16 protein-coding genes are annotated in these 25,037 nt (G+C 55.0%); 13 read left to right on the top strand and 3 right to left on the bottom strand.

Annotation, left to right across the window (positions count from 1 at the left end):
- Nucleotides 1–375: 375 nt before the first annotated feature.
- The 5 genes from dppA to dppF all read left to right on the top strand — a co-directional run bounded on the left by dppA (nucleotide 376) and on the right by dppF (nucleotide 6,164).
- Complete coding sequence (gene dppA / locus AC2A1E_RS07540; protein WP_484383234.1) at nucleotides 376–1,983, top strand: dipeptide ABC transporter periplasmic-binding protein DppA; 1,608 nt, start codon at nucleotides 376–378, stop codon at nucleotides 1,981–1,983.
- A 267-nt stretch (nucleotides 1,984–2,250) separates the two neighbouring features.
- Nucleotides 2,251–3,270 carry a dipeptide ABC transporter permease DppB gene (gene dppB / locus AC2A1E_RS07535; RefSeq protein WP_484383233.1) on the top strand — a complete coding sequence of 340 codons (1,020 nt, stop codon included), beginning with the start codon at nucleotides 2,251–2,253 and terminating at the stop codon, nucleotides 3,268–3,270.
- Between the two features lie 11 nt (nucleotides 3,271–3,281).
- On the top strand, nucleotides 3,282–4,184 hold the full coding sequence (gene dppC / locus AC2A1E_RS07530; RefSeq protein WP_473189126.1) for a dipeptide ABC transporter permease DppC: 903 nt from the start codon (nucleotides 3,282–3,284) through the stop codon (nucleotides 4,182–4,184).
- A gap of 13 nt (nucleotides 4,185–4,197) precedes the next feature.
- Nucleotides 4,198–5,178, top strand: a complete 981-nt coding sequence (gene dppD / locus AC2A1E_RS07525; RefSeq protein ID WP_484383232.1) for a dipeptide ABC transporter ATP-binding protein — start codon at nucleotides 4,198–4,200, stop codon at nucleotides 5,176–5,178.
- Nucleotides 5,175–6,164 (top strand): dipeptide ABC transporter ATP-binding subunit DppF, encoded by a 990-nt coding sequence (gene dppF, locus AC2A1E_RS07520; RefSeq protein ID WP_484383231.1) that lies wholly within the window; start codon nucleotides 5,175–5,177, stop codon nucleotides 6,162–6,164. Before dppD ends, dppF begins: the two co-directional genes overlap by 4 nt.
- 252 nt (nucleotides 6,165–6,416) lie before the next feature.
- On the opposite strand, the gene bcsG is transcribed toward dppF, so the two are convergent.
- The 3 genes from bcsG to bcsE are packed head-to-tail and all read right to left on the bottom strand — an operon-like array spanning nucleotide 6,417 to nucleotide 9,833.
- On the bottom strand, nucleotides 6,417–8,066 hold the full coding sequence (bcsG, locus tag AC2A1E_RS07515; protein ID WP_484383230.1) for a cellulose biosynthesis protein BcsG: 1,650 nt from the start codon (nucleotides 8,064–8,066) through the stop codon (nucleotides 6,417–6,419).
- Nucleotides 8,059–8,268: a cellulose biosynthesis protein BcsF gene (gene bcsF / locus AC2A1E_RS07510; protein ID WP_484383229.1), complete on the bottom strand. Its 210-nt coding sequence runs from the start codon at nucleotides 8,266–8,268 to the stop codon at nucleotides 8,059–8,061. Before bcsF ends, bcsG begins: the two co-directional genes overlap by 8 nt.
- Nucleotides 8,265–9,833 (bottom strand): cellulose biosynthesis protein BcsE, encoded by a 1,569-nt coding sequence (gene bcsE, locus AC2A1E_RS07505; protein WP_484383228.1) that lies wholly within the window; start codon nucleotides 9,831–9,833, stop codon nucleotides 8,265–8,267. Before bcsE ends, bcsF begins: the two co-directional genes overlap by 4 nt.
- A gap of 197 nt (nucleotides 9,834–10,030) precedes the next feature.
- Between bcsE and bcsR the strand changes: the two genes are divergently transcribed.
- From bcsR to AC2A1E_RS07465, 8 genes are all read left to right on the top strand, one after another.
- On the top strand, nucleotides 10,031–10,237 hold the full coding sequence (gene bcsR / locus AC2A1E_RS07500; protein WP_484383227.1) for a cellulose biosynthesis protein BcsR: 207 nt from the start codon (nucleotides 10,031–10,033) through the stop codon (nucleotides 10,235–10,237).
- Entirely contained in the window at nucleotides 10,228–10,965 is a 738-nt protein-coding gene (gene bcsQ / locus AC2A1E_RS07495) for a cellulose biosynthesis protein BcsQ (RefSeq protein ID WP_484383226.1), read from the top strand. Before bcsR ends, bcsQ begins: the two co-directional genes overlap by 10 nt.
- A complete protein-coding gene (gene bcsA, locus AC2A1E_RS07490; protein WP_484383225.1) occupies nucleotides 10,962–13,565 on the top strand; it encodes a UDP-forming cellulose synthase catalytic subunit in 2,604 nt (867 codons plus the stop codon). The genes bcsQ and bcsA overlap by 4 nt, the downstream gene beginning before the upstream one ends.
- A 57-nt stretch (nucleotides 13,566–13,622) precedes the next feature.
- Nucleotides 13,623–15,932, top strand: coding sequence for a cellulose biosynthesis cyclic di-GMP-binding regulatory protein BcsB (gene bcsB, locus AC2A1E_RS07485; RefSeq protein ID WP_484383251.1), 2,310 nt, complete (start codon nucleotides 13,623–13,625; stop codon nucleotides 15,930–15,932).
- 14 nt (nucleotides 15,933–15,946) lie between these two features.
- The gene (gene bcsC / locus AC2A1E_RS07480; protein ID WP_484383250.1) at nucleotides 15,947–19,420 is read left to right on the top strand and encodes a cellulose synthase complex outer membrane protein BcsC; all 3,474 of its coding nucleotides are present in this window, start codon (nucleotides 15,947–15,949) and stop codon (nucleotides 19,418–19,420) included.
- A gap of 217 nt (nucleotides 19,421–19,637) precedes the next feature.
- A complete protein-coding gene (hmsP, locus tag AC2A1E_RS07475; RefSeq protein WP_484383224.1) occupies nucleotides 19,638–21,641 on the top strand; it encodes a biofilm formation regulator HmsP in 2,004 nt (667 codons plus the stop codon).
- 297 nt (nucleotides 21,642–21,938) lie between these two features.
- On the top strand, nucleotides 21,939–23,231 hold the full coding sequence (locus AC2A1E_RS07470; RefSeq protein WP_484383223.1) for a dicarboxylate/amino acid:cation symporter: 1,293 nt from the start codon (nucleotides 21,939–21,941) through the stop codon (nucleotides 23,229–23,231).
- Between the two features lie 295 nt (nucleotides 23,232–23,526).
- Nucleotides 23,527–25,017, top strand: a complete 1,491-nt coding sequence (locus AC2A1E_RS07465; RefSeq protein WP_484383222.1) for a M16 family metallopeptidase — start codon at nucleotides 23,527–23,529, stop codon at nucleotides 25,015–25,017.
- Nucleotides 25,018–25,037: the final 20 nt, after the last annotated feature.

Raw genomic sequence — 25,037 nt, 5'->3', positions numbered from 1 at the left:
GCACAAATTTTAATTCTGCAAATGTTATCGAAAGGTTTTTTTTATGTTTGTTTGCTGTTTCTCACAGTCTAGGTAAATCACCACTGGTTATATTGACGGCACCCCAAACAGTTGGCAATTTGGTAGCCTCAGGGATAAGAGCGAGAGTTGCATGAGTGAATTCCACGTGCTCAAACACCCCGCTGTGATGCGTTCCATCCGGCACTCTCGCGCTATAATTCCTCTTGCCTTCGGGCACCGCTGCACGGGCCGCGTAACAAAAAAATATAGGGCCTGGCAGTATTTACCCAATAGGTTTCAAGTTGCAGCCCATGTCGCTGTGGCGTGAAAATGAGGGTGTACACACACCACATCACACTAATTGGAGCACGAGCGATGACAAGTTCCTTGGCAAAATCGGGGATTGTGAAATTCGGTATTGGGCTGATCGCGTTGACCGTAGCGGCCAGCGTACAGGCAAAAACACTGGTTTACTGTTCTGAAGGCTCGCCGGAAGGCTTTAACCCGCAGTTGTTCACCTCTGGTACTACTTTGGATGCCAGTGCAATTCCAATCTATAACAGTCTGGTTCAGTTCAAACCGGGTACCACTGAGCTGGAGCCCGGCCTGGCAGAGAAGTGGGAAGTCAGCGAAGACGGTAAAACCTATACCTTCCACCTGCGCCAAGGCGTGAAGTGGCACAGCACCAAAGATTTCAAGCCAACGCGTGATTTGAATGCCGATGACGTTCTTTTCTCCTTCCAACGTCAGCTTGATAACAATCATCCTTACCACAAAGTTTCTGGCGGTACTTATGAGTACTTCCAAGGGATGGGCATGGGTGATTTGATTGCCAAGATTGAGAAAGTGGACGATCAGACAGTGCGTTTCCACCTGAATCGCCCAGAGTCACCGTTCCTGGCCAACCTGGGAATGGGTTTTGCCTCCATTCTGTCTGCGGAATATGCCGACAATATGCTGAAAGCCGGTACGCCGGATAAAGTGGATCTGAACCCGGTGGGCACCGGGCCATTCCAACTGCTGCAATACCAGAAAGACTCTAAAATCCTGTACAAGGCTTTTGACGGTTTCTGGGGCACCAAGCCGAAAATTGATCGCTTAGTGTTCGCCATCACGCCGGATGCGTCCGTGCGTTACGCCAAGCTGCAGAAAAACGAGTGCCAGGTCATGCCGTACCCGAACCCGGCTGATATTGCCCGTATGAAGCAGGACAAAACCATCAATCTGATGGAACAACCTGGTTTGAACGTGGGTTATGTAGCGTTCAACGTTGAGAAAAAACCGCTGGATAACGTGAAGGTGCGTCAGGCACTGACCATGGCGGTGAACAAACAGGCAATCATCGAGGCGGTCTATCAGGGGGCGGGTCAGCTAGCTAAAAACCTGATCCCACCGACCATGTGGGGCTACAACGATGCGGTGCAGGATTACGTTTACGACCCTGCCAAGGCGAAAGAGCTGCTGAAAGAGGCTGGCCTGCCGGATGGTTTCGCCATCGATCTGTGGGCGATGCCGGTACAGCGTCCGTATAACCCGAACGCGCGTCGTATGGCCGAGATGATCCAGTCTGACTGGGCGAAGATTGGCGTTAAGGCCAATATCGTCAGCTACGAGTGGGGCGAATATCTCAAGCGTGCCAAAGAGGGTGAACATCAGGCGGTGATGATGGGCTGGACCGGGGACAATGGGGATCCGGACAACTTCTTCGCTACCCTGTTCAGCTGTGCGGCGGCCAAAGATGGCTCCAACTATGCGCGCTGGTGCTATAAGCCGTTTGAGGATCTGATCCAGCCAGCACGTTCAGAAGCGAACCACGACAAGCGTGCAGAGCTCTACAAACAGGCTCAGGTAGTGATGCACGATCAGGCTCCGGCGCTGATTGTTGCCCATTCAACCGTTTATGAGCCAGTGCGTAAAGAAGTGAAGGGCTACGTGGTTAATCCACTGGGCCTGCACGATTTCCAACACGTTTCTCTGGATTAAATTTTAATTCGCAGCACGGCCAGACAGCCGTGCGCTGCCCACAATCTCGCCTATCTTAAATAATATGCGTCGATTGTTGTGCACCGCACGCCTTGCTCTCTGGCCTACCAGCCGGGTTAAAAGCCAGGATAGGTACGGTGAATGTGCAGGGGCGCAACGGGTTGCGCCCCTGCATTCCTGTCCCTAAAGGAATGTTGTGAAGCATGTGAGTTTTAATAAGCTTGGCGGGCGATGATCTGCCGGGCATTGATACAGAGAGTTCGGGATATGTTGCAGTTCATACTCCGACGTTTGGGGTTAGTTATCCCAACGTTTATCGGCATAACGTTGCTGACTTTTGCATTCGTCCATATGATCCCCGGTGACCCGGTGACCATCATGGCCGGGGAACGCGGGATCTCCGCAGAGCGCCATGCACAACTCATGGCAGAAATGGGGCTGGACAAGCCACTGTTTCAACAATACTTCCATTACGTATCCAACGTGCTGCATGGCGATCTGGGTACGTCACTCAAGAGCCGTATTTCCGTTTGGACAGAGTTTGTCCCGCGCTTTAAGGCCACGCTGGAACTGGGTCTCTGCGCGATGCTTTTCGCGGTGATCGTCGGTATTCCGGTTGGGGTGCTGGCGGCGGTTAAACGCGGTTCGGTCTTCGATCACACCGCCGTGGGCATCTCCCTGACCGGCTACTCCATGCCGATTTTCTGGTGGGGCATGATGCTGATCATGCTGGTGTCGGTGCAGCTTAACCTGACGCCGGTGTCGGGGCGGGTCAGTGACACGGTGTTCCTGGATGACAGCCTGCCGCTGACCGGTTTTATGCTGATCGATACCCTGATCTGGGGTGAACCGGGCGACTTCAAAGATGCGGTGATGCATATGATCCTGCCTGCGATCGTGCTGGGCACCATTCCGCTGGCGGTGATCGTGCGTATGACCCGTTCCTCCATGCTGGAAGTGCTGGGTGAAGACTACATCCGCACCGCGCGTGCCAAAGGGGTGAGCCGTATGCGGGTGATCGTGGTGCATGCGCTGCGTAACGCTCTGCTGCCGGTGGTGACGGTGATCGGTTTACAGGTTGGCACCATGCTGGCCGGTGCGATCCTGACCGAAACCATCTTCTCCTGGCCGGGGCTGGGCCGTTGGCTGATGGACGCGCTGCAACGCCGCGACTATCCGGTTGTTCAGGGCGGCGTGTTGCTGGTCGCCTGTATGATTATTCTGGTTAACCTGCTGGTAGACGTGCTCTACGGCGTGGTCAACCCGCGTATTCGCCACAAGAAATAAGGGGCGCTCTGATGTCTCAAGTTACCGAGTCGGTAGTGAAAGGTGCGCCGAAGCCAATGACCCCGTTCCAGGAGTTCTGGCACTATTTCAAGCGCAACAAAGGGGCCGTGGTCGGCCTGGTTTATATCATCATCATGTTGGTGTTGGCGATTGGCGCCGGGTTCCTGGCACCACACGCCCCGGCAGAACAATTCCGCGATGCCCTGCTCAAGCCACCGGTCTGGCAGGAAGGCGGTAGCTGGCAGTATCTGCTGGGGACCGACGATGTGGGGCGCGATATGCTGTCGCGCCTGATGTACGGCGCGCGCCTGTCGCTGCTGGTGGGCTGTCTGGTGGTGGTACTGTCGCTGATTATGGGCGTGGTGTTTGGTTTGCTGGCAGGCTATTTCGGCGGCGTGGTGGATGCGATCATCATGCGTATCGTCGACATCATGCTGGCATTGCCAAGCCTGCTGCTGGCCCTGGTGCTGGTGGCGGTATTTGGCCCGTCGATCGTTAACGCCTCGTTGGCGCTGACGTTTGTGGCCTTGCCTCACTACGTGCGGTTAACCCGTGCGGCGGTGCTGGTGGAGGTCAACCGCGATTACGTCACCGCTTCGCGCGTAGCGGGCGCTGGCGCGCTGCGTCAGATGTTCGTCAATATTCTGCCAAACTGCCTGGCACCGCTGATCGTGCAGGCGTCTCTTGGTTTCTCGAATGCCATTCTGGATATGGCCGCTCTCGGCTTTCTCGGTATGGGCGCGCAACCGCCAACGCCAGAATGGGGCACCATGCTCTCCGATGTACTGCAGTTCGCGCAAAGTGCCTGGTGGGTAGTGACTTTCCCAGGTGTGGCAATTCTGCTGACGGTTCTGGCATTTAACCTGATGGGGGACGGCTTGCGTGATGCCCTCGACCCCAAACTCAAGCAGTGACGAGGACCGGATCATGGCATTATTGAATGTAGACAAACTTTCGGTGCACTTCGGTGACGAAGGTACGCCGTTTCGCGCGGTAGACCGAATTAGCTATAGCGTGGAACAGGGGCAAGTGGTTGGCATCGTCGGTGAATCCGGCTCCGGTAAATCCGTCAGTTCGCTGGCGATCATGGGGTTGATTGATTATCCCGGCAAGGTGATGGCCGACAAGCTGGAGTTCAACGGCCAGGACCTGCGCAAGATCTCCGAAAAGGAGCGCCGCCAGTTGGTGGGCTCTGAAGTGGCGATGATTTTCCAGGATCCGATGACCAGCCTGAACCCATGCTACACCGTCGGTTACCAGATTATGGAAGCGTTGAAGGTGCATCAGGGCGGTAACCGCCGCACCCGTCGCAGCCGTGCTATCGATCTGTTGACGTTGGTAGGCATCCCCGATCCGGCCTCGCGGTTGGATGTGTATCCGCATCAGCTTTCCGGTGGCATGAGCCAGCGTGTGATGATCGCCATGGCGATCGCCTGTCGGCCCAAGCTGTTGATTGCCGATGAACCGACCACCGCGCTCGACGTGACCATCCAGGCACAGATCATCGAACTGCTGCTGGAATTGCAACAGCGGGAAAATATGGCGCTGCTGCTGATCACTCACGATCTGGCCTTGGTGGCGGAAGCGGCACATCACATCATTGTGATGTATGCCGGGCAGGTGGTGGAATCGGGCAAGGCATCGGAGATCTTCCGTGCGCCGCGCCATCCCTATACGCAGGCGCTGTTACGTGCGCTGCCGGAATTTGCCGCCGACAAGGCGCGCTTGGCGTCGTTGCCGGGCGTAGTGCTGGGGAAATACGATCGGCCGGAAGGCTGTTTGCTCAACCCGCGCTGCCCGTATGCCAACGAGCGTTGCCGTACTGAGGAGCCTGAGCTGAGCACCATTCCTGGCCGTCAGGTTAAATGTCACACACCGCTGGATGATGCGGGGAGGCCGACCGTATGAGCCAGAATCACCCTTTATTGCAGGCCATTGACCTGAAAAAACACTATCCGGTCAAGAAGGGGATGTTTGCCCCAGAACAGTTGGTGAAAGCGCTGGACGGCGTTTCCTTTACGCTGGAGCGTGGTAAAACGCTGGCGGTGGTGGGGGAGTCTGGCTGTGGTAAATCCACGCTGGGCCGCCTGCTGACGATGATCGAAATCCCGACCGGTGGTGAGTTGTACTATCAGGGGCAGGATCTGCTGAAGCCGGACGTCTCGGCGGAAAAGCTGCGCCGCCAGAAGATCCAGATCGTGTTCCAGAATCCTTATGGATCGCTTAACCCGCGCAAGAAGGTCGGGCAGATCCTCGAGGAGCCGCTGTTGATCAATACCACGCTGTCCACTGCCGAGCGGCGCGAGAAAGTGTTGGCGATGATGGCGAAAGTCGGCCTGAAAACCGAGCATTACGATCGCTATCCGCACATGTTCTCCGGCGGGCAGCGTCAGCGTATTGCCATCGCACGTGGGCTGATGCTTAACCCGGACGTGGTGATCGCCGATGAACCGGTGTCTGCGCTCGACGTTTCGGTGCGAGCGCAGGTGCTGAACCTGATGATGGATTTACAGCAGGATCTGGGTCTGTCTTATGTGTTTATTTCCCACGATCTGTCGGTTGTCGAACATATTGCCGATGAAGTGATGGTGATGTACCTCGGCCGCTGCGTGGAGAAGGGCAGTAAAGACGCGATCTTCAACAACCCACGGCATCCGTATACGCAGGCGCTGCTTTCTGCCACGCCGCGCCTGAACCCGGATATGCGCCGCGAACGCATCAAACTGACCGGTGAGTTGCCAAGCCCGATGAACCCACCGCCGGGCTGTGCGTTCAACGCCCGCTGTCGCCGCGCCTTTGGCACCTGTACGCAGTTGCAGCCGCAGCTGAAAAAGTACGGTGAGCAGATGGTGGCGTGCTTTGCGGTCGATCAGGATGAAGCTTCAGGTTCCTGAGGCTGTGTTCTGCAACTGAATGAATCCAACGCCGGTAGAGATATCGGCGTTTTTTATTTTTTGCGGGTTGGATAAGGCGTGCTGAGCTTGATGACAAAGTGGTATTAAGCCCGAGATACCCGGGCCTAGCGCACCGAGGGGCGCTCCGGCGGCTTACGCCGCTACGACCCCTTCGGCACGTTCTCCCTAATAACGGGCTTTGTCAGCAGTCTGAGCACGCCCGAAGGCGTGCCCATTGGCGAGCCAGGCTGTTTACTGCGGATAAGGCACCCAGTCGCCACCGTTGAGGCGAATATACGGCTTGCCCTGATACTGCATGATAATCGCGTTGTCATTCTCGGAAACGGCGGCGGTTTGTGGCAGGCCCTGGGTCAGCGTTTGCCAGTTGACGTTTGGCGCGGTAAAGACCTTGCCATCCACCAGTCGAGATACCAGCTCAGACAGCGCCAGATAGCTGCTCGGCGTTTTAATCACAAACGGGCTGCCCTGATGCGGGGCCTGCATGCCGATCAGCTTGATGCCCACTGGCGTGTGCGTGATGCTTGGGCTTGGAATATCGCGCAGGCCAGACATTTGCATTTTGTCGCCAATCAGCGCGGCGCCGTGCTCCGGTACGAGCACTACCATCACTTTGCGCCCGGATTTTTGCAGCTCATCAAAGAAGGTGTCCAACTGATCTAACAGCTTCTGCGCCCGTGGCTGGTAATCTGCGGCCTTGTTGGCACCGACAAATCGATCGCCATCGTGTAATGGAATAACGTTGAAGAAGGTTGCCGTGCGGGCATCTGTGCCTTTTTGCTGCTGATCGAGCCAGCGGTTGAGCAGTTCCAGATCGTTATAAATCGGTTCGCCGTCGAAAGAGGCCAGTTGGTTGCTGATACCCGCTTGTGACATCAGGGGGGCCTGTAAACCGCCATCGGTACGCAGGTTTTTCAGGTAATCACCGAATACGCCTGAGTGGTCCAGCATCAGTTGCGGTTTAAAGCCGAGTTTGGCCAGATTATCAAACAGGTAACACTGCTGCTCGGCGGGTTGATAAAGATCGTGGTGCGAATCCTGGCCGCAGCTGGCACGCAACAGGCGGATGGCCGCCGGGCCGCTGTAGGCGGTTGCCGAGTTGAAGTTGGTGAACATAATGTCCATCTTGTCCCACAGCGGATGGTTACGCAGATTAGTCGCATCCAGATCGGCCCAGGCCAGCGAACAGATATTGATGATCAACAGATCGAACGGTTGAGCATCGCTGGGCAGTGCGGCCGGAAAGACCGTGGCGCGGGTTCTTTCCTGAGCGTAAAACTGTTCCAGATTGGCGGTGAGATTGGCGTTGGTGGCGGGGCCATTGGTGGCTGACTGGCCGCTGCCAGGAGCGGCTTCATTAGCCGGGGCGGCAACCGGCACCGCTGCGGTATTGGCGGTTGGCAGCAAGGCCACTGTCGGGCCAGTCATATTAACCACGTTTAGCCACACCATGGCGGCGACGGTAAACACCGTGATCCGTAACCATTGCGCCAGAAACAGATAGGCAACCAGCATGACAAAGGCTACACCAAGCATCTGCCAGTTGATAAAGCGATCGACCAACTCAAGCAGATACGAGGCACTGAAATCCGTAAGTTGTGAACCTTGGTTGATGATGCTGTTAACACTGGGCAGCCAGGTGTCGTGGTAGAACAGACCTATACCGATGGGAATGGCAATGATGTGCCGCCAGCGGTGCAGCCGAGGCGATGGGATCGGCATCAGCAAAAATGCCATGAACACCAGGTTTGGCAGCGCATGGAAATTCAGATAGCCAAACCACAGCAGGCTGAATTTGACCAAAAAGTAAAAGTTCCAACCGCTAAGGCCGCGCCAGTAGCGCCACAAACCCGGCTCAGGCGGCGTTGTTTTGTTTTTATCCATTATGGTTTTTACGCTTCATCTGAGAAGAGGAGGAACCTTCACGAGTCCACAGCCCTGCTGGTTTTAAATAGCGTGGCGATAACAGCCGATTTTGACAATGCTGACGCCAGTTTGGGAAACGGCGATGTAGGGCGTACCCCAAGGGGATGAAGACGATCGCGCACAGGAGCATGATCTGCATGATATCGGTAATGTCGTTCATCCTTGTTCCCCTTGTTCGTGGTTTAACAGTGTGAAAGGCACCGGTTGACGACGTTGTTCTGCCAGGGTTTCTTCGATAATGGCGGCAGTTTTTGGTGTTGCCTTCAGATCGCGTTTGACGGCGGATTTGGCCAGTTCCATATTGTGCGCGAGCCGGTTGATTTCAGAGAGGATATCTATGTCCTCATACCAGACCACCCAGTTGCTGAAGGCTTCACGCACCGGTAGCCGGAAGATGAATTTCAGCGCCGTGTCCAGATCGTTAATCCGGCAGGTAGACAGGAACAGGAACAAGCGGTTTTGTGCCACGGTCATAACATCGCCGAAGCGGCGCTGGTGGCACAAGGTCATGGACTGCCGAGCGCTCAACCCAGGAACGGGGCGTAGCGCGACCATCACGCCTTTGCCATCCTCCGGCAGCAAGGTATTTTCCAGCAGCGACACCACCGTTTTGCTGAAATCCTCCAGCGGCAGATACCCTTTCACCGGCAATGGCTGAAGCCCGGCAATCAGAGCATCGATATTGACGGGGATATGTCGTGACAAACGCAGCCCCTGGATCCCTTCCAGCATGGTCAGAAAACTCGACAGCGGTGCAGCATGCGGCACGATCAGACTGGCACCGCAGGCCAGTAGCAGACGCTCATCGCTGTAACGCAGGCTGGCGCTCATTTCACGCACCACGATTTTCAGCCCATTACCGCGTTGGCGGCGCAGGTTGTGGATCTGGTGAGCCAGCGTATTGATCTGGTCACTTTGATAGAGCGCAAAAACCAGCGTTGCCGCCATGGCTTGCATGCCTTGCTGGGTCAGCAATGTGCTGTTCTCGAACAGTTGCCAGTTGGCGGACAGCGGCGGCGCGCCTTCAAGGATGCTCCTTTCCGCCAGATAGCGGCCTGCGTCGCTGACGACCTGAGTGTGCAGCGAAATACTTTCTTCCTCTTCGGCCAGCCAGCCTTGTGGCGTTGGGTATAGCGTCACCAGTTGGTTAGCGTTGATACAACGCGGCGTAGTCCACCAGTTGATCAGGTATTGTGCGCTGTCCTGTTGCCAGTGCAGGCTGGACAATCCGTTAAAAATGCGGTGTTCTCCGCCGAGTTGCCCACGGAGCTGATTGACGCCACTGCCGTAACTGAGGATCACCATGGTGCACTGCCGCTGACGCAACCATTTGGCGATGCTGTATGACCATTTGCGCAGTTCATCATCAGTGAACTTTTGCCATAGATCAGCTTGAGCCAGCAGGATCAACAGGCGGTTTTTGGGGTTTAATGTCCGCATCAAGTCGTCGTGTAAATACAGTAGCGCGGCTTTATTGTCCGGCAGAGTAAACAGGGGGACTTTTTTTATGGCAGGTGAAGGGAGATCGGCCAGTAAGTTATTCGGTTTGTCATGGCTGCAAATCAATGCCAATAGGCTCTCTTCTGTCTGAGCGGCGATTATTTGTCGGCAAAACAAATTCGCATCGGTCTGGCGATCGACATTAACCCAGTAAAACCCGGGAGATTGCATTACCGACAACTCTTCCCATATTTGTCGGATACCTAATACATAAGAGTTCGCCATCGTTTTATTCTGCTTTTCGTCGAAAGTGTCACAGAACTGACAGATTCAGCCACTGAAAAACCGTGACGTTGAGGTCAAGAATAACAGGACTTTCTGGCCTATGTCATAATACTCTTTAAAATTCATCTTATTGGTTGTTTTTCTTCGATCGTTGCTATAGTCATTTAACATTAGCCTACTTTCTTGAAGGTGGCAGAATGAATAAAGGCGATTTATCACATTTCCGTACGGCAAAGCAGGCAGAGATGCAAGACGATTTAGTCGCCTTGACCCTTGCCTTTTCTTTGCCTGAATTAAATTATATCGATATTTTGCGTCAGGAACGGCTGGCGAAAATGATGGATCGCTGGCCATTGTTAGCTGAATTAGTAACAAAAAAGAGGGCTTCTGACCCATGCCAGTAATTGCATTGCAAGGTGTGCGTGGCGGCAGTGGTACCACCTCGTTGGTCGCCGCGCTTTCTTGGGCATTCCAGGAATTAGGAGAGTCAGTACTGGCGATTGATTTATCGCCGGATAACCTGTTGCGCTTGCATTTTAACACTCCCTACGAGCTGGGCCGCGGTTGGGCAAGGGCTGAAATTGATGGAGATGGTTGGCAGCAGGGGGCCATGCGTTACTGTAAAAAACTCGATTTTCTGCCGTTTGGTCGCTTAAGCTTGTCTGAGCAGTCGACGATAGATCAACAATGCCGCGCCGCGCCACAGCGCTGGCGGGATTTTTTACAGCAGATAAAATCCTCGAAACAATATAATTGGATCCTGTTGGATATTCCTGCGGGTAACACCCCCTTGATTCAGCAGCAGTTGGCATTGGCCGATAGTATTTTTCTGGTGCTTAATCCCGATGCGAATTGCCATGCCCGTCTGCATCAGCAGCCTTTACCGACCCCTTGCCATTTTCTGATTAATGCCTATTCGGCCGCCAGCCAATTGCAGGAAGATTTGCACCAGTTTTGGCTGCAAACGCTGACGGGCTTGATCCCGCTGATGATTCATCGCGATGAGGCACTGTTTGAAGCGCTGGCCGCGAAACAGCCTCTGGGGGAATACCGGCCAGAAAGCCTGGCCGCTGAGGAGGTATTGACGCTGGTCAACTGGTGCCTGATCAATCTGCAGGGAACTGCGGTATGAGCCGGGTATTAAGCCTGCTGCTGATTCCGCCTGTTCGTGAGGCGGTACAGGCGCGTTATCGCACCTATCGCCAGAGGAAAGCTTCTTCCTTTGCGGCTTTTTTCAACACCTTGATGACTTTGCTGGGCTGGGTTTTCCTGCGCTTTGAATCCCCAGAGTGGCAGAGGATCAGGGCCAATCATCATCATTGGTTCCCCCATATCTCACGCAGCCAGCCGAAACCTGCGGACGTTTTGCGTTATCTGCTGCAGTGCACCTGGTTGCTGATCACTCGCCGCCCTCCGGCACAGAAAAAACGTCACTACGCCGAGCGTTGGCAGCGCCTGCAGCGGAGCTACATTATGGGGATGAAAGGCTTCCCGCAGCGTGTACAGCAATTTGAGTTGGGGCAGCGTTTGTGGCAGCGCTTTAGCCAGTTAAACCGGCGAGTGCGGCAGGCTTTGTTTATCGCCGTCGGGGTGTTAGTGGCCCTGATGGCGTTGCTGTGTATTTCTCAACCATTCGAATTATGGGCTCAGTTTGTCTTTGTGCTGCTGTTGTGGGGCGTGGCGATGATGGTTCGCCGCTTGCCTGGCCGTTTACCGAGCCTGATGCTGATCGTGCTGTCGCTCACCGTTTCTTGCCGCTATTTATGGTGGCGTTACACCGAGACGCTGAATTGGGGCGATTCATTCAGCCTGGTCTGTGGGCTGTTACTGCTGGTGGCCGAGACCTATGCCTGGGCCGTGCTGGTACTGTGTTACTTCCAGACGGCATGGCCGCTGCATCGCCAGCCGGTGCCGATGCCGGGCGATGTTGATTCCTGGCCGACGGTCGATCTGATGGTGCCGACCTACAACGAAGATCTGGGGGTGGTCAAGCCGGCGATTTATGCCGCTTTGGGTATCGACTGGCCTAAAGATAAACTCACTATCTACATTCTTGACGATGGCAATCGGCCTGAATTCAAAGCATTCGCGGAACAGGTGGGGGTGCGTTACATCGCACGGCCAACCCATGAGCATGCTAAAGCGGGCAATATCAATAACGCGTTGAAGCAGGCCACCGGTGAATTTGTAGCCATTTTCGATTGTGACCATGTTTCAACGCGATCCTTTCTTCAACTGACCATGGGTTGGTTCTTCAAAGATAAAAAACTGGCGATGTTGCAAACGCCACACCATTTTTTTTCACCGGATCCCTTTGAACGCAACCTGGGTCGTTTCCGCCAAACGCCCAACGAAGGCACTCTGTTTTATGGGTTAGTGCAAGATGGAAACGATATGTGGGACGCCACCTTCTTCTGTGGTTCCTGTGCGGTGTTGCGCCGCAGCGCACTGGATGAGATTGGGGGGATTGCGGTGGAAACCGTGACCGAAGATGCTCATACCTCATTGCGTTTGCACCGTCTTGGGCATACCTCCGCCTATATCCGCATTCCGCAAGCCGCTGGCTTGGCAACGGAAAGCCTGGCAGCCCATGTGGGCCAGCGCATTCGCTGGGCGCGCGGTATGGCGCAAATTTTTCGACTGGATAACCCATTGTTGGGTAAAGGGCTGAAGCTGGGGCAGCGATTGTGTTACGCCAACGCCATGCTACACTTTTTTTCTGGCGGCCCGCGCCTGATTTTCCTGCTTGCGCCGCTGGTGTTCCTGCTGCTGCATGCTTACATCATCTATGCCCCTGCGTTGGCGATCGCGCTGTATGTTTTGCCGCACATGATCCACGCCAGCCTGACCAGTTCGCGTATTCAAAGCAAATACCGTTATTCTTTCTGGGGTGAAATCTACGAAACCGTTTTGGCCTGGTATATCGCCAGGCCAACCACAGCCGCCCTGTTCAATCCGTATAAAAGCAAGTTCAACGTCACGGCCAAAGGGGGGCACTCCGACCAGGATCGTTTCGATTGGGTGATTACCCGCCCTTACTTGTGTCTGGTCATCCTGAATCTGGCCGGTATTGGGTTTGGTATCTGGCGTCTTGTGTTCGGCCCGAGTGAAGAACTGATGACGGTGGTGCTCAACCTGGTATGGGTCTTTTACAACATGCTGATTCTCGGCGGCGCCATTGCGGTTGCGGTAGAGGTCAAGCAGATGCGCCAGTCACACCGGGTAGAGATTGCCATGCCTGCGTCCCTGGCTAAGGCCGATGGGCATCTGTTCCCTTGCACCTTACGTGATTACTCTGACGGCGGTGTTGGCGTTGAAATGCGCGTGGCGGGGCAGTTTAAAGAAGGTGATAAGTCGTTGCTATTGCTCAAGCGCGGCCTACAGGAGTTCAGTTTCCCCTGCTTTATCACGCGTGCCAGCGGAGTGCATGTCGGCATGCGCTTAGAGGAACTCTCCATTCATCAACATATTGAATTTATTCAGTGTACCTTTGCACGTGCTGATACCTGGGCACTGTGGCAAGACGGGTTCCCTGAAGATAAGCCAGTGGAAAGCCTGCGTGATGTACTGATGTTGGGTGTCCACGGTTACATGCGAATGGCGGATTATTCCCCTCCGATCGTTCGCGGCATTATTGCCGGTTTAGCCACGTTGACGGCCTGGGTAGTGTCATTTATGCCGCAAAGTGTGGGTAGGGAGCCAGCTTTGATTCAGAAACTGGCTGTGGCATAAGCAGTATATTCTGCAACCGCTCACCCGTGAGCAGGTTCTAACTTTGATGATGATATGATGAAGAGACAAATAACCTGGTTTACCGCATTGGCCTTAGGCATCAGTTTCTTGTCTCAGGCGGAAACACCGACCTCAGCGATCGCCCTTGGGCTGCCACCGGCGGCTGAGGCGGTTGGCTCTTCTATCACTACGCCTATCAGACCTGCCGTGCCGGAGGATCCGAACGCACCGGTGCGTGATGTGCAGCTACCTTTCGCGCAGATCGCGCCGCCGCCGGGAACCTTTGCCCTACGTGGAACGCGTCCTCAAGGGCAGGTGGAATTTGGCGTGCGCAGCGATGAAGTGGTTTCACAAGCGATGCTGGATCTGACGTTTACCCCCTCACCTTCGCTGATCCCAGAGCAATCCCACGTGAAGGTCTATCTCAACGACGAGTTGATGGGGGTGAAAACCATTACCAAAGAGCAATTGGGTAAACCCAATCAGGTTCAGTTGCCGATCGATCCGCGCTATATCAGTGATTTTAACCGCGTGCGCCTGGAGTTTGTCGGCCATTATCAGAATATCTGTGAAAATCCGGCTAACAGTGTCTTGTGGTTGGACATTAGCAAATCCAGTTCACTCAACCTGCGCTTCCAGAAATTACCGCTGGAAAACGATCTGTCGCACTTCCCGGAGCCTTTCTTCGACAGCCGCGATAATCGCCCGTTAAATCTGCCGATGGTGTTCGCCGGGCAGCCGGATTTGATGCAGCAACGCGCGGCAGGCATTCTGGCTTCCTGGTTTGGCAGCAAGGCGCAGTGGCGCGGTCAGTCGTTCCCAACGCTGTTTAATCAGCTACCTAGCCAGCATGCGATCGTGTTTGCGACCAATCAGCAGCGGCCGGATTTCCTGAAAGAGGCTCCGCCGGTGAACGGGCCAACGGTCTCCATGGTTAGTCATCCGAATAACCCCTATGTGAAACTGCTGCTGATTCAGGGGCGTGATGACAACGATCTGATCACCGCCGTGCGCGGGATTGCACAGGGTAACATCCTGTTTCGCGGCCAGAGTCTGACGGTGGATAAGGTTGAGCAGCTTCTGCCGCGGCAGCCCTACGATGCACCAAACTGGGTGCGTACCGATCGCCCGATGACCTTTAGCGAACTGCAACAATATGCCGGGCAGTTGCAAACCAGCGGGATTGAACCGGGGCCGATCACACTGAATATGAATCTGCCGCCAGACTTGTTCCTGATCCGCAGCACCGGTATCGATATGTCGCTGAGATATCGTTATACCGCCCCGCATGTGCAGGATGGTTCGCGCTTGAGTATCAGCCTGAATAATCAATTTGTGCAGGCTTCCCCGCTGTTGCCAGAGAACGAGCGGGACGGCAAGCTATTAGGTATTCCGCTGGGGCGGGGGCTGATTGCTTCCGAAAAAACCGTCAATATTCCGGCGCTGAAGCTTGAGGCGGTAAACCAGATACGTTTCGACTTTGACTATACGACGCTACTGGGCAGCGGCACGGCAGATCGATGCGAAACCTATTCGGTAGCACCGAACCATGCGGTGATCGACGGAAGTTCCACTATCGATTTCTCCGGTTACCGGCACTTTATGGCGATGCCCGATCTGCGTGCCTTTGCCAATGCCAGTTTCCCGTTCAGCCGCATGGCCGATCTGTCACAGACTTTGGTATTGGTGGGCGCACAACCGCAGCCTGCCCAGGTGAGCGCGCTGCTGAATGCACTGGGGAATGTAGGGGCTCAAACCGGTTTCCCAGCATTGGAATTTATGCTGGCCGATGATTGGTCACAGGCCAAGGATAAAGATGCCGATATCCTGCTGATTGGCACCATTCCGCCTGAGCTGCGCGACGAGAAGAACATCAACCTGCTGATAGAAGCGACCCAAAGCTGGGTGAAACATCCGATGCGGCAGCTACCTTTGCCGGAAATAAAAGTACAGCAGGATGACGCAACGCCAGACAGCAAAACCACCATCAGCTCCGAAGGGGCCATGGCGGCGATTGTCGGTGTACAGTCGCCGTTTAACGATCAACGTAGCATCGTGGCGTTGCTGGCGGATAGCCCCCGGGGTTATGAGTTGCTGAATGATGCGCTGTTGGATGGTGCTAAACGTGCCATCGTCTTTGGCTCAGTAGCGGTACTGCGTGAGTCGGGGGTCAACAGCCTGAGCGTGGGGGATATTTACTATGTCGGCCATCTGCCATGGTGGGAACGTGTCTGGCATATGCTGGCGACGCACCCAGCTTGGCTTGCTGCTGTAGCAACATTGGTGGTGGTGGTTCTGGCGCTGTTCCTGTGGCGTGCCCTGAAGGCTTACAGCCGCCGCCGCCTGTCGCCGGATGAGCGGGACTAAATGTTATGTGGGCGATACGTAGCTTCAGAATAAACTGGTTGTGCCTGTTTCCTTTGAGTCTGGCGATGTTACCGCTGACGACGCAAAGTGCAGAAACCGTTGCTCCCGAGCAATGGCTGCTGGAACAGGTGCGCGTTGGCGAGGCCAGCAATAAAGACGAACTGGTGCGTCAGTCGCTTTATCGTCTCGAACTGATGGATCCGAACAATCCTGAGGTGATTTCGGCACGTATGCGTCTGGCCTTGCGTCAGGGCAATCAGGTGCTGGCGCAACAGCAGTTGGACAAACTGAAGAATATCGCTCCACAATCCGCCGCTTATCGTCAGGCGGAGATGAACCTGTTGCTGACTCAGCCGGAAACGCGCCAGAAACTGCAACAGGCGCGTTTGATGGCCGCCGCTGGCCGGTTGCCGGAAGCTAAAGCACAGTACGATCAACTCTTCCAAGGTGATCCACCGACCCTCGATCTGGCGGTGGAATACTGGAAACTAGTGGCCCGTTTGCCGGGGCAAGAGCCTGTGGCACTGCAAAAGCTGCAACGGCTGGATCAGCAGTACCCCGGTAATATTTCCCTGCGAATGGTATTGGCACAGCTGTTTTTCAGCCAAAACCAGGAGAAACAGGCCTACGACGTTTTGCAGCAGCTTGCCGCCGATCCCGCTGGGCGCGGCCCTGCTGCCGATCTGTGGCTGGAAAAAATCAAAGTGATGCCGGTCAGCCCGCAGAGCGTGAGCGCGCTCAACCGCTTCCTCAGCGTGTTTGAAAGCAGCGATCAGGCAGCCAGTGCGCAGCAGGAATTAGCCAGACAGCAGACCCTGTTGGCCGATCCGGCCTATCAGGCGCGTATTGCCGGTTTGGCGCAGGTGGATAAAGGCGGAAGCCACGCGGCGATCCCAGAACTGAAAAAAGCGCTGAGCAGTACGCCGGATGACGCGCAGGTGCTGGGGGCGCTTGGCTTGGCCTACGCGCGTGCGGGTAACCGCCAGAAAGCATTGAGCCTGTTCTTGCAGGCGCAGAAAGCAGATAAAAATGGCTACGACAGCGGTAAATGGCAAAGCCTGATCCAGAGCAATCGCTATTGGCTGGCGATCGATGAGGGTGATAAAGCGCTGAAAGCCAATAATCTGCCGCTGGCGCAGCAGAAATACCAGCAGGCGCGGCAGATAGACCGTAGTGATAACAGCGCGTTGATCGGTCTTGCTGACGTTGCCGTGGCCCATAAAGATGATGCTACCGCAGAGCGATATTATCAGCAGGCGCTGCGTCTGGATCCGAGCAGCGGCAGTGCAGTACGTGGCTTGGTGAATATCTACCAGCGCCAATCTCCGCAAAAGGCGTTGGCCTATCTGAACGGCCTGCCGCGCAGGCAACAGGATAAGCTGCGCGATACGCTCAACGGCCTGCAACTGGATATGCTGAAACAGCAGGCCGACGCGTTGACGCAGCACCAGCAATGGTCGCAAGCGGTAGAGATATATCGGCAAGCCCATCAAATGGATCCAGGCGATGTCTGGCTGACCTATCACTATGCGCAGGCTTTGCGTCAGGACTGGCACCCACAGCAGGCCGATGCGCTGTTCCGCCAACTGGTGCAGCAAAAGCCTGACGATCCGCAGCAAATTTATGCCTATGCGCTGTATCTGTCAGCCAGCGATCGCGATGGTCAGGCATTGGCGCATCTGGATACGTTGCCGAAAGCGCAGTGGAACGATGATATGCGTGAGATGGCACAACGCCTACAGATGCAGGCAACGCTGGATCAGGCCGAAAAACGGCGTACCGCTGGCGATGAACCGGGGGCGATTGCCTATCTGCGCCAGCAGCCGGCGGATACGCGTATCGATCTGCTGCTTGCCGATTGGGCGTTGGCAAGAGAGGACTACGGCAAAGCGTTGGCTAATTATCAGCGGGTGCGCCTGCGCGAACCGAGTAACCCGGATGCCCGGCTGGGAGAAATTGAAGCCTACGTGGCCGAAGGCAAGCTGGCTGAGGCACATCAGCGGCTGCAAACCGCGCCACCGAAGGAGGCGTCGCTCAACGGCCAGCGTCGGCTCGCTAATGCCTGGTACGCAGTGGGTGAACCGCAGAAAGCGACCGCCATCTTCACGCAGTTGAAAACCGCCGCGGTGCGCGAACCCGTTGGCCAGGCGAAAGCGCTGGTGTACCGCGATGCCGCGCGCTTGGAGCAGGCGCAACGGCGGCCAACGGAGGCGCAGCAGGATTATCGCCAGGCAATGCTGGCCAGCGGCATGGTGCCCGCTATTTTGCTGGATAATGACAGCTATACCCGTGCGACGCGTAACAATCCGACCGATGACTGGTTGAAACGCGGTATCCGCTCCGATGCGGCCGATCTTTACCGCCAGCAGGATGTGAAGGTCACGCTGAATCATGACTATTGGGGTTCGAGCGGGACCGGCGGGATCTCCGATCTCAAGGCGCACGACACCATGTTGCAGGTGGACATGCCGCTGTCTGACGGCCGTGCTTTCTTCCGTACCGATACCGTTCAACTGAATGCGGGCAGGTTTTCTACCGATGCTCAGGGCAAGCAGTTCGAAACCTTCGGGACTTGTCATACGGTGGGTTGCAGCGGTGACGAACGGCAGAGAGCCACCGGCACCAGCGTGGCCGTGGGTTGGAAAAACGATCGTTGGGAAACCGATCTGGGTACTACACCGATGGGGTTTGACGTGGTGGATTGGGTCGGTGGTCTGGCGTACAACGGCGATTGGAACCATATCGGCTGGCGGCTGGGTGTCTCGCGTCGACCGGTTTCCAGCTCATTGCTGGCGTTTGGCGGCACACGCGATCCCAATACCGGTATCACCTGGGGCGGCGTACGCGCGACGGGTATCAGCCTCAGTGGCAGTTACGATCGTGGTGAAGCCAACGGCGTCTGGGCCGATCTCAGCGCTCATCAGCTCACCGGCCAAAACGTTGAGAATAACCAGCGCCAGCGCCTGATGGCCGGTTATTACTATAAAGTCATCAACGAGGACAACCGCCGCGCTACTATTGGCCTCAGTACCCTGCTGATGCGCTATCAGAAGGATTTGAGCGGTTATTCTCTGGGACAAGGGGGCTATTACAGCCCGCAGGAGTATGCCTCGCTGGCCATTCCGATGAGCTATCGTCAACGTACCGAGAACTGGTCCTGGGAGGTGGGGGGCTCGGTGTCGATTTCTCATTCGAAATCCAATGACCAAAAACGCTATCCGTTACAGGGGTTGATCCCTGATTCACTGCCAGACAAGTTTGACGTAGAAACGGGCAGTTCCTCCTCCGGGATCGGCTATACGCTGCGGGCGATTATCGAGCGCCGCCTCAGCTCTCATTGGACCATGGGGGCCGGGGTCGATATCCAGCAGGCCAAAGACTACACGCCAAGCCACGCTCTGATTTATCTGCGTTACTCGTTCGACGGTTGGCAAGGCGATCTCGATTTGCCACCGCAACCCCTGACGCCATACGCCGATTTCAAGTAATGAGAAATCGGTCGATTCGGGTGTCACCTACAGGTTAGTTTTGTTACCCTGTGGGCATTCCAGTTAGGAAAATACTGAAACCCGCGCTTTTCTGCCTTTAGCCAGAGGGTTGGCCAGGCAAAAATACGAAGCAATCGCGTATACTCAGACCGGTTCGAGGGGCGAGGATACTGTATCCGCCCCTTTTTATTGCAGCACGCATGAGCGGAGAGAAGGTTTGCAGGTCAGGCGTTCATTAACGATTAAGCAGATGGCAACGGTGTCCAGTGTTGCGTTGGTGACAATCTGTATCTTTATCGTGATCCAGCTATTCCATTTTGTGCAGCAGCGCAGGGATGATTACGCCCATCAGTTGGAGAGTATCGCGCACTCTGTCCGCCAACCGCTTGCCGAGGCCGTGCTGCGCATGGATGTGCCGGAAACCGAGAACGTGCTCAATTCGTTGCTGCCGGTGGGGATCCTCACGCGAGCGTACATCGTATTGCCGAATGAGTTTGAAGCCGTGCATGCCAATTTCCCGCCTGAACGGCCGGTGCCTGCGCTGCTGGAGCGTATTTTTGAGCTACCGGTGCAGATTTCCGTGCCGCTTTATTCGCTGGAGCGGGTGCCCGCCAATCCTCAGCCGCTGGCTTATCTGGTGTTACAGGCTGATTCGTTCCGCATGTACCAGTTTATTCTCAGCACGCTATCGACGATGTTGTCGACTTATCTGTTACTGGCCTTGATCCTGTCCGTCGCCATTACCTGGTGTATGAATCGGTTGCTGGTTTACCCACTGCGCGCGATGGTGCGGGAACTGGAGAATATCTCGCCGGAAGATATGCCTTATCACCAACTGATGTTGCCCGCTCAGCACCAGGATGACGAATTGGGTTTGCTGGTGCGCAATTACAACCGCAATCAGCAGATGCTGGCCAAAGCGCATACTGAAATGAGCCGCCTCAGCACCCATAACTCGATTACCGAATTGCCCAATTCGGTGTTGTTTACCGCATTGCTTGAACAGCACATGGCTTCCAGTTCGCGCCCGGCGCGTTTTAACCTGCTGGTGGTCGGGATTGAAACATTGCACGAAGTGTCCGGCGTACTCAGCCCGTCAAGACGTGAAACGCTGTTGCTGATGATGGTGAGAAAACTGCGGACCGCCATAGGCACTGACTGTGTGCTGGCGCAGTTGAGTAACGCCGAGTTTGCCATTCTGGCGAAAAATATTGAACAACCACTCCATGCCATGCAGTTGGCCAGGCGCATTATGGCGGAAATCAATCAGCCGCTGAGTTTGGAACAAATGTCGCTACGGCCCAGCGCCAACATCGGTATTGCCCATTTTCCGTTTCGTGGGGAAGGCGCAGAGCAACTGCTGCGTAGCGCCACGTCGGCCATGATGTCGGCCCATCGTGAAGGCAAGAATCAGATCCTGTTCTTTGAGCCAAGCCTGACGGAAAAAACGCAGAAAAGGCTGACGCAGGAAAGCGAGATCTTACAGGCGATTGAGCAGCGCCGGTTTACGCTGTTTCTGCAACCGCAGGTGGATATGCAAACCCAGCAGGTGCTGGGTGCCGAAGCGTTGCTGCGCTGGCAGCAGCACGATGGGAGCGTTGTGTTGCCAACGGAAGTGATCCCATCGGCGGAAGAGTTGGGCGTTATTATCCCGCTCGGCAACTGGGTGTTGGAAGAGTCCTGCCGTATTCTGGAGCAGTGGCAAGAGCAAGGTATCAGGTTGCCACTGGCGGTGAATGTTTCCGCGATTCAGGTGCAACATAAAGATTTTGTCCCACACCTGAAACAGCTGTTAGCTCAGCATCAGATCGAACCGGGCAAGCTGTTGCTGGAAATTACGGAAACCGTGCGCCTGAACGATCTTGAGCATGTGCTGGAATTGCTGCGTGAACTGCATGATTTGGGCCTGTCTATCGCGCTGGATGACTTTGGCATGGGCTATTCCAGCCTGAATTACCTGAATCATCTCAAATGCTTGCCGATAGATTTGATTAAAATCGACAAGAGCTTCATTGATGGCCTGCCGGAGGATGATGCAATCGTCCGTATCATCAGCTCCATCTCTGAGGTGCTCGACCTGCCTGTGATGGCGGAAGGTGTTGAAACCGACGTACAGCGCGATTGGCTTTTGCAGCATGGTATTCGCAATGGTCAAGGTTTTCTGTTTGCCGAGCCATTGCCCCGTGAGGCGTTTGAGGCTCAATTCTGCTCGCCTGTGTAGTCGGTTTTTTCGCCACCTTCTTTTAGGGATGCCCGTATTTTCTGGTACTTTTGTGGCGTCCGAAAATCGCGCTTCACCCCTACCCCTTTTGCGTTAGTGCAAAGAAAAACTTACGCAGCTTTCAATTTTTCAGCTTAGCTGACGCGTTTCAGCTCTTAAATTCGCATCAATAGGTGCTTTTGGGTGCAACAAATTATTTCCATGTTGTTATGTGGGTGTTATTTTCCGCGCAAGCGATAAACAGGACGGACGAGTGAATGTCCGCCTGCCGCGTTGTCTCCCCCCAAAGGATTTCATATGAAAACAACTATCTTTAAGAGCCTCTATTTTCAGGTGCTGACAGCCATTACGTTAGGTATCCTGCTTGGCCACTTTTACCCTGACATCGGTGCCCAGATGAAACCACTGGGTGATGGATTTGTTAAATTAATCAAAATGATTATCGCACCCGTGATTTTCTGTACCGTGGTGACCGGCATCGCGGGTATGGAAAGCATGAAGGCCGTTGGCCGGACCGGGGCGATTGCACTGCTGTACTTTGAAATCGTCAGTACTCTTGCGCTGCTGATCGGCTTGGTGATCGTTAACGTGGTGCAACCCGGTGCCGGGATGAACGTCGATCCTGGCACGCTGGATGCCAAAGCGGTGGCGGTGTATGCCGAACAGGCGTCGCAACAGGGGATCATTCCCTTCCTGCTGGACATTATTCCAGGCAGCGTGATTGGTGCATTTGCCAGCGGCAATATCCTGCAGGTGTTGCTGTTTGCCGTGCTGTTCGGTTTTGCCCTGCATCGCTTGGGTGAAAAAGGTCAGTTGATCTTCAACGTGATTGAGAGTTTCTCACGCGTGATCTTCGGCATTATCAACATGATCATGCGCTTGGCCCCGCTGGGCGCGTTCGGTGCCATGGCGTTCACCATCGGTAAATACGGTGTGGGTACGCTGGTGCAACTGGGCCAGTTGATCGCCTGTTTCTATATCACCTGTGTGCTGTTTGTGGTGGTGGTCCTCGGTTCGATTGCCCGTTACAACGGCTTCAACATTTTCAAATTTATCCGTTATATCAAAGAAGAACTGTTGATCGTGCTTGGTACTTCGTCTTCCGAGTCGGTGCTGCCACGCATGCTCGATAAAATGGAAAAACTGGGTTGCAAGAAGTCGGTCGTCGGCTTGGTGATTCCAACCGGCTACTCATTCAACCTTGACGGCACCTCGATCTATCTGACCATGGCAGCGGTGTTTATCGCCCAGGCAACCAACACCCACATGGACATCATGCACCAGGTGACACTGCTGGTTGTACTACTGCTGTCTTCGAAAGGGGCAGCAGGTGTTACCGGTAGCGGTTTCATCGTTCTGGCGGCAACCATCTCGGCCGTGGGCCACTTGCCGCTGGCGGGTCTGGCGCTGATCCTGGGTATCGACCGCTTTATGTCAGAAGCGCGTGCATTGACCAACCTGGTGGGTAACGGCGTTGCAACCGTGGTGGTGGCGAAGTGGTGCAACCAACTGGATGAGAAACAGCTGCGTGATACGCTGAACAATAAACCTAGCGCCCTGTCTGCCGACAAGACGCTGCCTTCTGCCTAATTTTTCCTACTGAAACATCGGCTGCACCCCGCAGCCGATGTGGTTTTTCCTCGCTTCGTAGACACTTTTCGTACTTAAAATTCTGACATCCATTATTTTTCACTCTGATGAGTGACATCCGCAAAGGCGCGCGGTCTAACAGAATGGTACACTTTCCGCTTTCCGCCCCACCGTGAAGCTCAGGGCGTTATTGTAGACTGTGCCACGTACGAATTTGGGCGCAGCCTAGTATTCCATTGGACGGAATATCCGTAATTGCATATAAAAATTGGATAGTCATTAAGTAGGGGTTCACATGCAGGGCACCAGAATTCATCTTTTAGTGGGTGGGCTACTGTTGGCTGCGGCCAGCGGCAGCGTGCAGGCTGAAGCACTACAACCGGATCCAGCTTGGCAGCAAGGGCAACTGGAGAACGGGTTTTCCTGGCAGATTCTTGATACGCCGCAGCGGCCGAGCGATCGTGTTGAACTGCGTTTGATGGTTAATACCGGATCGCTGATGGAGTCTTCCCAGCAGATCGGTTTTGCCCATCTGTTGCCGCGCATTGCGATCGCGCGCAGCGAGAGTTTTACCGACCCACAGTTACGTTCGCTGTGGCAGCAGAGCGTGGACAGCGAACGGCCATTGCCGCCTGCCATCAGCTCTTATGATTTCACTTTGTACAATTTGAGCCTGCCGAATAACCGCCCCGATCTGTTGAAAGAAGCCTTAAACTGGCTGGCTGATACTACCGGCCGGTTGGCGATTGATGAGCACACGGTGCAGGCGGTGATGAATTCCAGTGCCGACCCTATCGGCACCTTCCCGCCCGACCCTAAAGATTCTTGGTGGCGTTATCGCCTGAAAGACTCAACGTTGCTGGCGCACGATCCCGGCCAACCGATCAAGCAGCCGATCAATATTGATGAGCTGAAGAAATTTTATGGGCAGTGGTATACCCCGGACGCTATGACGTTATACGTGGTGGGGAAAGTCGACAGCCGTAGCCTGAGTGAGCAGATCAATAAAGCGTTTTCGCCGTTTAAGGGCAAGCGTGAAACGCCAGCGACCATGCCGACCTTGACGCCATTACCCCCGCAGCCGGTTAGCCTGATGAGCGATCAGGTGAAGCAAGATACGCTTTCGATCATGTGGGATTCACCGTGGCATCCGATCCGCGATTCGCAAAGCCTGAGCCGCTACTGGCGCAGCGATATCGCACGCGAAGCCTTGTTCTGGCACATCCAGCAGGTGCTGCAGAAAAGCGACCAGAAAAATATTCAGTTGGGCTTCGACTGCCGGGTGCAGTATCAGCGTGCCCAGTGTGCGATCCATCTGAACTCGCCAAATGAAAACCTGAACACCGGTTTGGCGTTTATTGCCCGCGAATTGGCCAATTTACGCAAAAACGGCTTCTCACAAGATGAGTTCAATGTGCTGTTGGCGCAGAAAAACGATCAACTGAGCAAGCTGTTTGCCACCTATGCTCGCACGGATACCGATATCCTGATGAGCCAGCGCTTGCGTTCGCAGCAGAGCGGGGTGGTGGATATTGCGCCGGAACAATACCAGAAACTGCGCCAGGCGTTTCTTTCGTCGCTGACGTTGGAAGCGCTGAATCAGGAACTGAAGTTGCAATTGTCGCAGGACGCAACGCTGGTGCTGATACAGCCGAAAGGTGAGCCGGAGATGAACATGAAACAGTTGCAGGAAATCTACAACGGTATCATGGCGCCAGCTCCGGCCGTGGTCAGCGAAGAAGCCAAACCGGCCGATGCCGCCACACCGGGAACCAGCGCACCATAAAAACAGGGGGCAGAACGCTG

This window comes from Serratia sp. HNCC26DJ206 (assembly GCF_057180605.1).
The sequence above is the reverse complement of the archived record's forward strand: the minus strand, read 5'-3'. Positions and strand labels throughout refer to the sequence as shown.